The organism is Verrucomicrobiota bacterium, assembly GCA_027622555.1.
Lineage (GTDB): Bacteria > Verrucomicrobiota > Verrucomicrobiia > Opitutales > UBA2995 > UBA2995.
The window spans coordinates 38,742-52,001 of sequence record JAQBYJ010000031.1; the positions used below are offsets into that span (position 1 = coordinate 38,742).

14 protein-coding genes and 1 tRNA gene are annotated in these 13,260 nt (G+C 47.3%); 5 read left to right on the plus strand and 10 right to left on the minus strand.

From position 1 onward, the window contains the following. Positions 1–32: 32 nt before the first annotated feature. The 6 genes from O3C43_10350 to O3C43_10375 form a co-directional block, all read right to left on the minus strand. Positions 33–899, minus strand: coding sequence for an MlaD family protein (locus O3C43_10350; protein ID MDA1066894.1), 867 nt, complete (start codon positions 897–899; stop codon positions 33–35). Next, positions 896–1,933: a paraquat-inducible protein A gene (locus O3C43_10355; protein ID MDA1066895.1), complete on the minus strand. Its 1,038-nt coding sequence runs from the start codon at positions 1,931–1,933 to the stop codon at positions 896–898. Before O3C43_10355 ends, O3C43_10350 begins: the two co-directional genes overlap by 4 nt. Before the next feature lie 624 nt (positions 1,934–2,557). Beyond that, on the minus strand, positions 2,558–3,865 hold the full coding sequence (locus tag O3C43_10360; GenBank protein ID MDA1066896.1) for a PQQ-binding-like beta-propeller repeat protein: 1,308 nt from the start codon (positions 3,863–3,865) through the stop codon (positions 2,558–2,560). Between the two features lie 115 nt (positions 3,866–3,980). Beyond that, complete coding sequence (gene hemN, locus O3C43_10365) at positions 3,981–4,958, minus strand: oxygen-independent coproporphyrinogen III oxidase (protein MDA1066897.1); 978 nt, start codon at positions 4,956–4,958, stop codon at positions 3,981–3,983. 342 nt (positions 4,959–5,300) lie between these two features. Beyond that, positions 5,301–5,534: a hypothetical protein gene (locus O3C43_10370; GenBank protein MDA1066898.1), complete on the minus strand. Its 234-nt coding sequence runs from the start codon at positions 5,532–5,534 to the stop codon at positions 5,301–5,303. A gap of 51 nt (positions 5,535–5,585) precedes the next feature. After that, a tRNA-Glu gene (locus tag O3C43_10375) sits at positions 5,586–5,662 on the minus strand. Positions 5,663–5,811: 149 nt separating this feature from the next. On the opposite strand from O3C43_10375, the gene rpmH reads away from it, so the two are divergent. The 5 genes from rpmH to O3C43_10400 all read left to right on the plus strand — a co-directional run bounded on the left by rpmH (position 5,812) and on the right by O3C43_10400 (position 9,946). Beyond that, positions 5,812–5,946: a 50S ribosomal protein L34 gene (gene rpmH / locus O3C43_10380; GenBank protein ID MDA1066899.1), complete on the plus strand. Its 135-nt coding sequence runs from the start codon at positions 5,812–5,814 to the stop codon at positions 5,944–5,946. Positions 5,947–6,339: 393 nt separating this feature from the next. Beyond that, the gene (gene yidD, locus O3C43_10385) at positions 6,340–6,669 is read left to right on the plus strand and encodes a membrane protein insertion efficiency factor YidD (GenBank protein MDA1066900.1); all 330 of its coding nucleotides are present in this window, start codon (positions 6,340–6,342) and stop codon (positions 6,667–6,669) included. Between the two features lie 8 nt (positions 6,670–6,677). After that, on the plus strand, positions 6,678–8,510 hold the full coding sequence (gene yidC, locus O3C43_10390; protein ID MDA1066901.1) for a membrane protein insertase YidC: 1,833 nt from the start codon (positions 6,678–6,680) through the stop codon (positions 8,508–8,510). An 8-nt stretch (positions 8,511–8,518) separates the two neighbouring features. Then, on the plus strand, positions 8,519–9,271 hold the full coding sequence (locus tag O3C43_10395; protein MDA1066902.1) for a YebC/PmpR family DNA-binding transcriptional regulator: 753 nt from the start codon (positions 8,519–8,521) through the stop codon (positions 9,269–9,271). A gap of 48 nt (positions 9,272–9,319) precedes the next feature. Next, positions 9,320–9,946 (plus strand): DoxX family protein, encoded by a 627-nt coding sequence (locus O3C43_10400; protein ID MDA1066903.1) that lies wholly within the window; start codon positions 9,320–9,322, stop codon positions 9,944–9,946. On the opposite strand, the gene O3C43_10405 is transcribed toward O3C43_10400, so the two are convergent. The 4 genes from O3C43_10405 to O3C43_10420 form a co-directional block, all read right to left on the minus strand. Then, the gene (locus O3C43_10405; GenBank protein ID MDA1066904.1) at positions 9,938–10,612 is read right to left on the minus strand and encodes a hypothetical protein; all 675 of its coding nucleotides are present in this window, start codon (positions 10,610–10,612) and stop codon (positions 9,938–9,940) included. The two genes, O3C43_10400 and O3C43_10405, sit on opposite strands and share 9 nt — an antisense overlap. A 330-nt stretch (positions 10,613–10,942) precedes the next feature. Then, positions 10,943–11,242: a hypothetical protein gene (locus tag O3C43_10410; protein ID MDA1066905.1), complete on the minus strand. Its 300-nt coding sequence runs from the start codon at positions 11,240–11,242 to the stop codon at positions 10,943–10,945. Positions 11,243–11,435: 193 nt separating this feature from the next. Beyond that, positions 11,436–12,128, minus strand: coding sequence for an SOS response-associated peptidase (locus O3C43_10415; protein ID MDA1066906.1), 693 nt, complete (start codon positions 12,126–12,128; stop codon positions 11,436–11,438). 89 nt (positions 12,129–12,217) lie between these two features. Continuing rightward, positions 12,218–13,102, minus strand: a complete 885-nt coding sequence (locus O3C43_10420; protein MDA1066907.1) for an FKBP-type peptidyl-prolyl cis-trans isomerase — start codon at positions 13,100–13,102, stop codon at positions 12,218–12,220. Between the last annotated feature and the right edge of the window lie 158 nt (positions 13,103–13,260).

A 13,260-nucleotide genomic window follows, 5' to 3' on the forward strand; every position in this document is an offset into this window, starting at 1 on the left:
TCAAAAGATTGAGGAAGGTGTGGAGAAACATTCTAATTTTCCTCCAGTGACAAGTCACCACCCCATTCTAACCAGGATTTTTCAGCTCGTTCGTGCAGTATAAAGTTAGATGCGGGTTCGGCTATGGGACCTGCTTTGTCAGATTCGGGTGCGGCAAAGGCCACTCCTCCGCGAACGATGGTTTCGAGTGAGTCGGCTTGAATCTTCAGGCCGAGTAGATTCCCTTTCACATCAATGCCTCCCGCATTCCAGAACCTGGAGTTACTCCTTACCAGGTGGGAGTGGTGCGCTTGGATCCCTGCCTCAATTTGTACCAGGTCACCGTCTTCTGAAATTGCTACGGCGTTGATTTGACCTACCTGCACATCGCGGAAAAAAACCGGAGATCCGGGTTGTATGGAGTAGGCCCGCTTGGCCTTTAACACAATCGACAACTCTTCGGCCCCGGGAATTACTGGTGGCTTTGCCAAGCCATTGAATGTTCTGGAGGATGGCCCATCCCCGGGTAGAACTTGAATGTAAACTCCCGAAAGAATGGTATCAAGGCCCCGAATACCTGTTAGGTCGATCTCAGGCCTGGCAATCCAGAACTTACTCCCTTCGACCGCGATTGGATTGGCGGCCTTATTCAATTGAACCGCTACGACTACTTGGGAAAGGTCTTCGTTGAGATGTGCCTCGACTACCTGCCCGATTTTTACGCCTCGGTACTGAAGCTCGGTTCTCCCGTCTATAATTCCCTGGCCGTTTTCAAAGGTGATTTCAATGGTCTCTCCATTACCTGTTGTGGATTGGTAAGCCATCCACAAGACGAGCGCCAGAGCTGCTGCTGGCAACAGCCAGATGCCGAATGAAATCCAAAGATTTTTCTTTGAGGCTTGGTTTGCGGAATGGCTCATTGTGGTTCCTTGGCTGGGTTTAGAAGCAACTTGTGATTAAAATACTCTACGGCCAAGAGGGATGCTATCACCATTCCGCAGAACGAGTAGACGCCGGCTGGCTCAGCTTTTACCGAAGCGAGGGATCCGAAATCAACAACGCTTATTAAAATGGCCAGAACAAATAAGTCGAGCCAGGCCCAACGGCCGGCTTTTTCTAAAATGCGGTAGATCCTGATTCGTGTTTGTTGCCGGCTTTTCCAATTATAACGAACGATTAGAAGCAGTGAAGCGAGCCCCGCCAGTTTCAGAAGCGGGATGGCTACGCTGGCGATAAAAACAATCATCGCCAGCAGCGGTTTGCCTTCTTCGAACAAACTCGCCACGCCACCCAGAATTGTCCGTGTTTCAGAACCACCATAGAAAGTAAAAGTGGCGATGGGGCAAAGCATGGCGGGAAGGTAAAGAAGCAGACTGGTTAAAATCAAAACCCACACCACCGACAGGTTTTGATAGTGGGCGGTTTGATTGGGGATAATCTCCTGATTGGCAATCCCTGGAGTGGATTTGGTCAGTTTGGATTTTCTGCTAATTGCGATAACTAGGCTAAGCCCCAGTAATGAGTAGAAACCGGATCCAAGCCTGGCCGTCCCGAGATCAGTCAGGCTTAATGCTCCCACTGCCACAGCCAGGAGCGGGACTGTGGGGGCTTCCCACATGGATACAAAGCGGAGTAATTGAGGACGCGTCGGGTGGATCGCATTTTGCTGGGGTGGAAGGAGTGCCCTGCCAGCCAGACAAACGCTCATGAACAAGGTCGCGCCGACGGCGCACCAAACGAGTAGGGCCATCCATCCCAGATCTTGGGTGCCTGCGCCCGCCCACAAGATGAAGGCGTGCGTTTTTCCGTGAATACCAAAATGAATCAGAGGGAATGTGAGCACCGGGTAAATCAAGAGCAACGCCGTCAGGGCCAATGGCAAGTCGGATCCAACAGCTTGGGGAAAGCGCTTCACTGTCTCTCCCGATCTTTCGCCCGTTATACTTTTGCTCATGATGTGTCTATTTAATCAGTCCACCGGATGATAACCCTAATGTTTCAAACGCCTTCGATAGAGCAGGCTTTATCTCATTTAAAATCAGTGTGTTATGGATATTAGTATTAAACTTTATAGCCTCACAACAAGTTACATTACAAAATTGCCCTATCGAAGCCTAAAATCAACATGCACGAAGAACTGCGATGTTCCGGTCTCCTTCGGATCCGGTCTTGTCGGCTTTCGCCTCGGAACCAGCTCGCAACCCGCTTGGTTACGTAGAGTACTACGCTCCCGTGCTTACTTGCAAACTGCGTCTTGTTCTTCATCACATCTAGATTTTTTGAAACTATGAGGATAAGTCAGCGATTTTTCTTCGAGTATCCGATTGATTTACGATTTCACGTTTGCCGAGCGGCAGGAGTTGGCTTTCCCGAAAGTTTCTAGATCCGGCTCCGAAGTCTGCTAGAGCCAAGGGTGTATCGCGTGTTACTTTCGAACCGACCTTGCAAAATGAAGGAGCTGCTGTAGCTGCGAATCGATTGAAAAAATGCCAAGCTGGGGCTTGGCGTTCCCAGGATTTTCGCAGCTACTTCTACCCTCCAATATCCATTTGGATTTCCCTTTGGATTGCGAGCCAGCTTACTCCTCCCCTATACAGTAGAGAAAATTGTCGCCCCGCAGAAACAGTTCTTTTCCCACCAGCGCGGCGGAAGCACTGAAACTGTCGTCCAGGGTGTTGACGGAAAGGACTTCCGGATTCGGACCGGAAGTGAAGACGATGGTATTTCCTTCCAGAGAGGTGAGATAGATGCGGCCATCTGCCGCAACGGGTGAAGCGTAGACACTTCCGATTCCGGGCAGTCGTGCGCGGGAATAAACTTCTTCTCCCGTCTTTGCATATAGGCACGTTAGGATCCCCTGATAGTGACGCAGATAGTAGACGTGCCCCTGGTAAAGAAGGAGAGAAGGCACGTAGGGTGTGTCGTGGCGTTTGAACCAGGTAACATTGTCCGTATCAGTTATGTCGCCTACGGCACCTTCGAGTGAGATGCCCAGGATGGCCTGTTTCTCATAGCTTGAACCGCAAACAACGAAACCGTCCTCCGAGACGGGGCCGGCCACGACGTTATGGGAGAGACCTCCGCATTCCCAAATCAGTCTTCCGGTACCGAAATCGTAACTACGGATGCGATTTGCGGCGGAGATCACAACCTGCGGGTTGTCATTGTGCACTACTACGTGCGGTGTTGACCAGGACGTCGGTTCGTCGCGTTCATTTCTCCAAAGTTCCTTCCCGGTAAACTTGTCCAGGGCCACCACAAAAGACGGGCCTTCATGGTCCCAGTTGACGACCAGCGTTTCTTCATAAAGGGTAGGGGAGCTACCCTCACCGTGACCGTGCTTGGTGTGCATGTCTCCCAGATCTTTTTCCCAAATCACTTTTCCATCCCAATCGAGACAATACAAGCCATTCGAGCCGAAGAAGGCGTAGATATGTTCTCCGTCGGTGATAGGAGAAGCCGATGCGTAACTTCCCGTATCGTGTCTGCTTTCATGTGGAACATCGTCGAGTACTGTGGTTTGCCAAAGAATATTTCCATTCTCCCTGTTAACAGCGAAAACAATGAACTCCGTTTTTTGCACTTTGAAGGTGTTGTCGTGCGCTCCCGGACGGATACCTGCACTCGGGTCAATCTCTTCGCCATGGGAAACAGCTGTAGTCAGGAAAATGCGGTCGTCCCAAACTACAGGCGATGAGGTTGCTTCTCCAAACAAAGGGATCTTCCACTTGATATTCTTGGTCTCACTCCATTCCACCGGAGGTTCGGCTTTTGTTGCCACTCCAGTATCGAGTGGACCCCGCCATTGAGCCCAGTATCGCTCGTCCCGCGGACCCTCCGCAAACCCAATGAGCGGTAGCAGAAAAACAAGGAACCAGATAAACATCTTCACAACCTGATGAAAACAGGCGGGCAATGCAGGTGTCGATGCGGAAGGTGGTCCTTAACCCAAAATTACCTGATTGAATGGGAAATGTTTAGGTTTACTTAACTGCGTCACTTCAAACCGCCTTCGAGAATCCACCACCTGTTTTGTCAAAATAGGCGTCGAAAACGGTGGCGATATTGCGGATCAGCAACCTGCCCAGAGTTGATACTTTGAGTGTCGTTTCTGTAAGTGAAACGAGACCGTCTTTTTCCAGGGGTTGAAGTTTTTGAAGTTCTTTATGGAAATGCTTTTTAAAATCGAAACCGAGTTCTTGACTGAGTTGTTCGAAGTCGAGGCCCATGTCGCACATGAGGCGCATGATGACCGTTCTTCGTGTTCTGTCCTCTTTGGACATGAGGTAACCGCGTTCAACTGGACACTTTCCAGCGTCGAGGAATTCGTAGTAGGTCTCCAGGTCTTTAAAATTTTGCCGATAGCGTTTTCTGGATTGGCTGATGGCCGATATTCCAAATCCGCAGATCTGCGCGTCCTTGTGTAAACTATATCCCTGGAAGTTGCGTTGCAGCGTTTTTGATTTTTGGGCTCTAGCGAGCGTATCGGTCGGCTTCGTGAAATGGTCCATGCCGATATGGGAATAGCCTGCTTCAACAAACTGATTCAGGGACGTTTTCAGCATATCCATTTTCTCATCGGCGGTGGGGATCCCTGAGTTTTCGAGAATCTTCTGGGCAGGTTTACTCCAGGGGACGTGGGCATAGCTGAAAACGGCGAATCGATCGGCATCGTATTGCAAGACTTCTTCCAAGGTCCGGGAAAAGCTTTCTACGGTCTGCATGGGCAGGCCATAAATCAGGTCCACGTTCAGATTCGTGATTCCAACATCTCTCAACCACTTGATAGCTTGTATGTTGGTTTCGGACGGTTGGATGCGGTGAATGGCAATCTGTACCTTTGGGTTTACATCCTGCACCCCGATCGAGGCCCGGTTAACACCCAGTCGACGAAATGCCTCCACCTTTTGTTTGGTTAATACCCTGGGATCTATTTCAACGCTGCATTCTGCATCTTCGGCGAAATCGAAGTTGGATATCCGCTATTTCTTTCCAGCGGTCTCAGCATATATGGTCCTTTAATGGTCAGATTTTGACCTGACTTTGCTAAAGCTGAGTCTTTATAGTGAGGAAACGAAAATTCACTCCACGGTTTTGTAGGCGAAGATTACAGGCTGCCGGAGAGCAATGGGATTTTGCATCGAGTCAATAGACGCTGCATTGCGCTGGCTCATGGTGAATAAGAGGTCGCATTACTCACGTTGTTACTCGAGCGAATCTCATAGGTTAGTGATTTCGTGTGGATTCTTTTTCAGATCGGAAACCTCGCTGGGGTTTTGAGTGGGTGGCCAATAGTATATCTTCTTTTGATCGAATCATTGTCACGCAGGACTCCGGATTTCTATGGCAGCGTATAACATTACTCGGCTTGTAAGTCCGCATGTGTTGGATTGATTTAGCAAAGCGGAACCTAAAATAGCGTCCCGTAGGGGATTGGTTCGGCAGAGCCGAATCGCTTCGCGACCAACGACAAGCGTTGTCCCATCTCCAGTCGCTTTGCTCCTTTCGTCAAACCCCCAATAGGATTTATAGGGCAACAGGAGTTCAAATCTCATCCAGACCCCCATAAATAAAAAACCACCGATTTGCATCGATGGTTTTTAAAATGGCGTCCCGTAGGGGATTCGAACCCCTGTTGCAGGGATGAAAACCCTGTGTCCTGACCGGGCTAGACGAACGGGACGTCTAACTAAGGAATTCGGAAAACTGGCGTTTTTAAGGGTTGGATCAAGCATTTTTTTGAAAAAAGTCTCCCCGGCTGCGAGTAGGCACTTTGGATACTTGACAAGGAGGACATCAGACCTAGCGTATGACTCCTTTTTTTACAATACAATGCAACCGACATTTCGACCATCCAAACTTCGTAGAGCCCGTAAATTCGGGTTTCGCAAACGTATGTCCACCAAAGGTGGCCGTAAGGTAATAACTGCGCGTCGTCGTAAAGGTAGACAACGTTTGTCAGCCTAGTCGTTAACTGCTCCCGTGCCGCATGCGATTTAGACTGACGGCCCGGCAGCGCCTGCGAAATGCCCGAGATTTTGAAACAGTACGCCGACATGGCCGGGCCTTTCAGAGTGCGCCCTTTCTCTTTACCCTTTATAGTCCTGAGTTGGAAGAAGGTAGTGTCCCTGTTTGTAGAATGGGTGTTATCGCATCAAGGCGCGTGGGTAACGCGGTGGTTCGCAACCGATGCAAACGGATCTGTCGTGAACTCTTTCGCATACACCAACACTCGCTCCCTGCCCACTGTGATTGTGTTTTCCTCGTACGAAAAAAGTTTACCAACTTTACTTTCGAAGATTTGGAGAAAAAGTTTGTTCAGGCCTATCAATATTTGACCCCTCCGAATCGACCCGCGCAATGAACCCCATCAACTTCCATTCGATCCTCCGTTTTCCACGGTATATAGTCGTCGGATTGGTTTTCATCTATCAACACGTTCTGAGCCCGATCAAGAATGCGTTGTTAGGTCCGGGAGGTTGTTGTCGATTTCATCCTACTTGTTCTGAGTACACTCTCGAGAGTGTAAAAGCTCATGGGACAATAAAAGGCTTATATTTTTCTATCATCCGACTGAGTAAGTGTCAGCCCTTTCACGGAGGTGGCTATGACCCGGTCAAACCAGTGACATCCCGTTTTCAACCATTGCCTCAACCGGAATCTCTTCTGGATCTCCGAAGTAAAACTTAAACATTTAAATGGATAAAAAGAACACACTTTTAGGAGTCTTATTTTTGCTCGCAGCCTTCGCCGTAATGGCGCTGATGAATAAAAATGCGAACAATGCACCTCAACCCGAACCGCGTTCCGTCACCGATTCCCCGGGCTCAGAGACTAGTCCATCCGCCAGGGCGAACTCACCATCACCAGAGCCAATTGCCAAACAAGCGAATGCAACCGCGGCAGCAATCGCTGAGACTATTGAGGTAACTGAAGCAGCAATTGAAGAGCTTTCCTATTTGGAAAACGATTTGATAGAAGTTATTTTTACCAACCAGGGTGGGGCGATCAAAAAGGTCGCGATGAAGGAGTATGAGGCGGTGAAAAACTCTGAAGATCCGTATCTTTTTAATCATTTTGGCTATGCCCCGATGCTTGGCGTTTCGGTGGGTGATGGTGCATTCGACAAACCATTTACCAAAACTTTTCAGGATGGCGGTGAGATTCGGTTTGAACGTCAGGAAGCCAATGGCTTGTTGATTCGAAAAAATTTCTGGATCCACCGGAACGAAAGTGAAGGAGAACCTTACTCTATACGTCACAACATAGAGTTCGTAAATACGGGGGCCGAAAATCTACTTCTTAAAGATTATAGTCTCCATTTGGGAACGATCGAGCCAGCATTGATGGGGGGGGGAGCCTTATTGGGAGGCTATTTGAATGCGGGCTACTACGAAGACGGTGATGAAGAGTTTATCACCTCGAGTAAATTTATTGCTTCCAACGGGTTTCTTGGAATTGGTGCGAATAAAAATCCACCACCCTACATCACAGAATCCAGTCGATTTAGTTGGGCTAGTCTCAAAAACCAGTTTTTTGTTTCCATCCTGACTCCAGACTTACCTGGCAAGGGAATCACCGTTCGGCCTCAGCCTTTAGATCGCGTGAACGATAAGGGCGATCCGATGGTAGCTCTCAGCAGCAATGCTCAGTTCGAATTATCCGGTCTCGGTGCCAGCGAAAAGGTGATTGCGAATATGGATTTTTATGTGGGCCCCAAGGAGATCTTTCGTCTGCAAGCCATGGATCGTAATCAGGAAGCGGTTATGGAATTCGGTTGGTTTGGCGCAGTTAGCAAGGTCCTTTTGCTGGGGATGAAGCAAATTCACGCTGTTATCCCCAACTGGGGAATCGCGATTATCATTATTACCATCATCCTTAAGTTGGTCTTCTGGCCTCTGACTCAGATCTCTGCTCGTTCGGCTAAAAAGATGCAGAAGATCCAGGGCCCGATGAAGGAGCTCACCGAGAAGTATAAGGAAGATCCGAAGCGGAAAAACGAGGAGATGATGAAGCTCTACCGCAAGCATAAGGTAAACCCGGTTGGAGGATGCTTACCGATGATCGTTCAGATCCCTATTTTCATCGGCTTTTTCTACATGCTGCGAACCTCTTCGGAGCTGCGTTTTGCAGAATTCTTGTGGATCTCCGATTTGTCTCAGCCAGAGAAGATTTTCTCTTGGGGGGTTAACCTTCCTATTTTGGGTCAATATTTCAATCTGCTTCCCTTTACGATGGGGCTAACCATGTTTTATCAGATGCGGATGACTCCGACTGCTGCCTCAGCGGAGCAACAGGCGATTTTCAAATTCATGCCGATCATGATGGTGGTGATGTTGTACAATTTTGGCTCCGGATTATGTCTTTACTGGACGATTCAGAATTTGATGACCATATTGCAGCAAACGATTACGAACAAACGCAAAGACAAGGAAGAAATTGCGGCCGAACTGGACTCAAATGACCCCAACAAGAAACTGGAAAATCCACTCATCCGCAAGAAACCCAAACGTAAACTGAAGAACCAGTAATATTTCTCATGTCAGGACATAGTAAATGGGCAACCACCAAACGTCATAAAGCAGCCATCGATGCGAAGCGGGGGAAGATTTTTAGTGTTTTAAGTAAAGAGCTGATAATGGCCGCGCGTGCTGGCGGAGGGGACGCGGATATGAATCCGCGGCTTCGCACAGTCCTTCAAAAAGCAAAGGCCGCCAATATGCCCAATGACAATGTGCAACGCGCTATTCAAAAGGGCACAGGCGAATTACCGGGAGTTACCATTGAGGAGGTCCTCTATGAAGGTTATGGACCTGGTGGTGTTGCTTTGATGATTGAAGTCGCGACTGACAATACCAACCGGAGCGTGGGTGAAGTGCGGAGTACACTCACAAAAAATGGGGGGAACCTTGGTGGAAGTGGAGCTGTTGCCTATAATTTTTCCAGGATGGGGCAGTTTGTAATTGCTGCCGAAAAGACAGATGAAGAGACACTTATGGAATGTGCTCTTGAGGCTGGTGCGGAAGATATTCTGAGTGAAGCCGATCATTTTGAAGTTCGGTGCCCGATTACCGAATATGAGAAAGTGAGCCGCGCACTGGAAGAAGCGGGGATTGAACCGGATTCATCGGAATTAGCCTATATCCCCGAAAGTCTTGTTCCTGTGACAGAAGTTGAGGATGCGAAACGTATTTTACGTGTTATCGACCTATTGGAGGAGCTCGAAGATGTGCAGAATGTCTATGCCAACTTTGACATGGCGGACTCCATATTAGAAGCCGCCGAGGAGTAAGTGATTTGGTCTTTCAAAATCTTAAAGGATTACATACATTAAAAAACTGTGGCTAATTTTCTTCACAATTTAGGATTGTTTATCCTCCGGCTAGTGACCGGTAGTTTGGTAAGTTTTTTTGCTGCCCGCGAAATGGCCGGCCGCTCGGATATTATTCTGGAGACCTTGAAGTTTTTCGCCATTAGTGTGCCCGATATCGTAAAAGTTTTTGCCGGTTGCATGATACTCTTTTTTGGCGCGATGCTGGTGATTGGGTTTTGGACACGATTCATTGCATTGGTGCTGTTACTTTTAATGGGTATCGGCGCCTATTGTTGGTCACCTCAGGCGAGTCAGCTCAATTTTCACATCGAAGCAATCTATGGGCTCCTTTTCTTTTACTTGATGTTGGTTGGCGGGGGGCAATGGGCGGTTTCGCGCAAGCATGTTCCCAAGGGGCACTCTGTTTTGGATAGCGAGCAATCCGTATTGGCAAGTGATGGACGTCCCTCGATATTCACCGAACACGCATCCCATGGATCGTCCACGTTAGTTCCTCCAGCGTTGGCGAACGAGTCGGATGACAGTTTTTTAGAAGAGACTTATCCTTCGAAACCCGATTTTTCAGATATTGATGATGATGATGACGATGACGATGAAGAAGAAAATGGTAGTTCTAAGAAACCGTTAGTCTGATTCTTCACGAAGCTCTTTCAGAAGTTTTTGCTTATTCTCTTCATACTTTGGATCTGTAATTTGATCCAGTAAGAAAGGGACCATTTCCTTGTGACCAAGAATTAGATTCACATTGGCCTGATGAAGCCGGATAATTTGTTTATCGCCTTCGGAATAAGTGGAATTTTCGATATCATTCCACTCCTTTAACGCTTCTTCCATATCGGCATCAGGCAGGTCGTAAAACGCTTCTGCGTAGCGGTATCGGTAAGCTAGATTGTCTGACCCGAGTTCGGCTGCGTTTTTAAATGCATCGAACATCTGCTTGTTGAGATGAGTTTCTGTTAAAATTCCGTCCTTAACAAATTGTTTCCGAAAATAGAATAACAGGTTTCCGAGTTGATAATGGTAAAGTGGTTCTTTTGGAGCTAGTTTGATTGCCCCGAGATAGTAGGGTAAGCCTAAGGCATAACTCGCTTCTTCGGTCATGAAGTTTCCCAATTGGTTCTTTACCTGGGGATTTGTCGGGTCCAAGGAATCGGCCTTTAGTAGTAATTTTAGTGAGTTTTCTCTTTGATCGATCTGGGCAAGGAAAAGGCCATATGTAACCAGGACAGCGATGTTGTCTTCATTTTTTGAAAACAGAGACTGATATTCGTCACGGATGGCGTATAGTCGTGATTCCATTGTACTTTTGTCTATGGGGTTTTGCTCCTTCGCGTAAGCCTCAAATAGACGGTTTTGCCTAACTTGCAGATTCTCCAAGATGATCTGTGCCTGTGTCTTGACCTGGGCTTCTGACACCAAGGGCACGAATGCCACTAAGCTGGAAAGAATTATTTTTTTATAAAGTGTGCCCATTTTTTTATTCTGATCTGCAAGTGGATGAGGTCCAAGATGAAATGTTCCTTTTTTCCTGGCATTTCGTACATAAAAAAAAGGGCGGAGAGCTAGGCTCTCCACCCCGGGTCATTTTCTTATTTCACTTTCTTAATGATGTCTTTTGTTCTGCAATAACTATTCGGCAGCAGTAACAAGTGGGACATCTGTAATCTCCTTCAAATAGAAGGCGATTATGGTTTTAATATGGAACTGTCGGGATTCTTCGGTGATATCCGCAACATCTTTGCGGATAATCTCTTCGAAATCGACGGGTTCCAGGATCTGATCATTCAGCAGCTTTACCGTATTCGGATATACTTTATAGGTTTCAAGCGTGTGGATGGGACCTTTTGAGTCTTTCTCCTGCTCACTATAAACGGCATTTCCGGTGAGGAAAGCCAAGCTGAAGGCCAGGGCCATTATTTTTGTTTTCATTGTTCGTTTTGGAAAAATTATTTTCGGGGCAACGAACAGAAGAATATGTGAGCGCATGGCTCTATTTAAAAGAACAAATGTCACTATAAAAGCAACATTATGGATTGCAAGCCGGATCTCACGATTTACTTTTTCGGCCCTTTTTTATCAATTTTTGTACTTTAGCCTCCTAGAATAACCTGGAGCCTTAAGGTCAGAAAAGCTCTTCTTGCTGTAGAATTTCCTGTCTTTTCAAGCACTCAGGACTCTTATTCTTTGGACTATTCACCAAATTTGAAACAGGGAAAGCCTCCATATCCTCCGCCGGGTAGGGTGTAGTAAGCCACAGTAGATGGTCTATTGTGCTATCCAGGTTTAGCCAGATATCCATTTTATCATGGTCCAGCATGACTGGCATCCTGTCGTGCAAGCCCTTCATAAGTTCGTTGGGGGCTGTTGTCAGTATTGTGCAGGACTCTAAGCGATCTCCAGTCGAGCTTTCCCATTTCTCCCAAAGCCCAGCCATGGCGAAAGGTTCGCGTTCTTTTCTTTGAATAAAGTAAGGGATCCTATTTTTGCCATCTCGTTTCCATTCAAAAAACCCGTCCGCAGGGATCAGACAACGGCGGCTCTTAAAGGCTGATCTAAAGGCTGGCTTCTCCGTTAAGGTTTCAGATCTGGCGTTGATCAATCGGTTTCCAATGGTGGGGTCTTTTGCCCAAAAAGGGACCAGCCCCCATCTTAACTTAACAATCTCCTTGTTGTTTGAAGCGTCCGAATTTCGCACCGCCCAGATGTCGACCCCAGGTGGAATGTTAAAATTGGGTTGCATTTCGGGAATGTCTTTAAAGACAAAAGCCCTTGAAAAGAACCTTTCTGGAACGGTCAGGCTAAATCGGCCACACATGGACAAAGGGTTTAAAAGATTTTGGATTGAAGCAATATACAAAAAAAGCCGCCCTTTTGGACGGCTTTTAGAAATCTTTAGGGGCTGAACTAAGGTTGGTCGGTGGTCAGAGTTGTTTCGGTTGCCAGAATTTCGTGGACCGTAAACTCGAACATCAAGGCTGAATCAGGCGGTATTCCGTTTCCAGACTCGCTGCTGAAGCCGAGGGAAGCAGGGACCCAAAGGTGAATGATTCCACCTTCGCGCACGTATTGGAGACCTTCACGAACACCCGGTACCATATTGGGCAAGATTACGGGGACAGGGCCTCCGTCTCCTTTATTTGCTGTGGAATCAATAATAGTCCCATCAATTAGGTAGGCAGTGTATTCAGCACTTACGACGGAATCGCCATTGGGTGGAAACTTTCCAGTTCCTTCACTGATGAGCTCATAGAACAGACCTGTGCTGGTTTTTGTAACGTTTTCTTTTTTCGCCAATTCCGCAAAAAACTCAATAGTCTGTTCCTTTCTTTCTCGATCCATACGCTCTTGTACGGGAGCCCAACGTTCGTCTATAAGTTTTGCAACCGCTGGTCGTTTCTCCTCCCAACCTTCGATGATTCGATTGTTAATTGAAGCGTGAATACCCGTTCGAAAAGCCAGTTTTTCTCTTTCGGATAGCTCGAGCAAATGGACTTGGTTGTTTCTCACCATTAACCATCCATATATGGCAAAAAGCTCCTCTATCTCAGCAAATTTCGTTGGAGCCTCTTTTGCTGCATCTGCTTCCGGGCTAGCCTGGTTCGTGCCGGTCGTTGCTGTAGGAGCTGAAGCTGGAGTAGCTTGTGTTGTCGGTACTTTTTCTTCTTCGTCACCAAATGAAATTGAGATTTTCGGGGCAGCTTCCTTTTCTTGGCCAAACAAGGTTGAGGAAAGATTCAAGGTTATAGCCAAGAGTAAGCTAACTGAAAAATAGATGGTTTTTTTAAGCATTGTGCTGATTGGTTTAAAAAATTGAACCTTCCGAAATAAAGGAGTCGGAGATCATAGCCAGCTTTTTCTGACTTCAAGCACCATTTGAACACGGTATTTTTATTTGGCCCGGTGATTGACGATCATTTGGAACGGGATGCCTGGATCATGCTGGGATT

Bases quoted from the DNA above. Each gene is read 5' to 3' on its own strand.
- O3C43_10395 (MDA1066902.1), top strand. From the start codon at position 8,519: ATGTCAGGACATAGTAAATGGGCAACCACCAAACGTCATAAAGCAGCC.
- yidD (MDA1066900.1), top strand. From the start codon at position 6,340: ATGAACCCCATCAACTTCCATTCGATCCTCCGTTTTCCACGGTATATA.
- O3C43_10405 (MDA1066904.1), bottom strand. From the start codon at position 10,612: ATGGAATCACGACTATACGCCATCCGTGACGAATATCAGTCTCTGTTT.
- O3C43_10410 (MDA1066905.1), bottom strand. From the start codon at position 11,242: ATGAAAACAAAAATAATGGCCCTGGCCTTCAGCTTGGCTTTCCTCACC.
- O3C43_10350 (MDA1066894.1), bottom strand. From the start codon at position 899: ATGAGCCATTCCGCAAACCAAGCCTCAAAGAAAAATCTTTGGATTTCA.
- O3C43_10360 (MDA1066896.1), bottom strand. From the start codon at position 3,865: ATGTTTATCTGGTTCCTTGTTTTTCTGCTACCGCTCATTGGGTTTGCG.
- yidC (MDA1066901.1), top strand. From the start codon at position 6,678: ATGGATAAAAAGAACACACTTTTAGGAGTCTTATTTTTGCTCGCAGCC.
- O3C43_10415 (MDA1066906.1), bottom strand. From the start codon at position 12,128: ATGTGTGGCCGATTTAGCCTGACCGTTCCAGAAAGGTTCTTTTCAAGG.
- O3C43_10370 (MDA1066898.1), bottom strand. From the start codon at position 5,534: ATGAGATTTGAACTCCTGTTGCCCTATAAATCCTATTGGGGGTTTGAC.
- O3C43_10420 (MDA1066907.1), bottom strand. From the start codon at position 13,102: ATGCTTAAAAAAACCATCTATTTTTCAGTTAGCTTACTCTTGGCTATA.
- rpmH (MDA1066899.1), top strand. From the start codon at position 5,812: ATGCAACCGACATTTCGACCATCCAAACTTCGTAGAGCCCGTAAATTC.
- O3C43_10355 (MDA1066895.1), bottom strand. From the start codon at position 1,933: ATGAGCAAAAGTATAACGGGCGAAAGATCGGGAGAGACAGTGAAGCGC.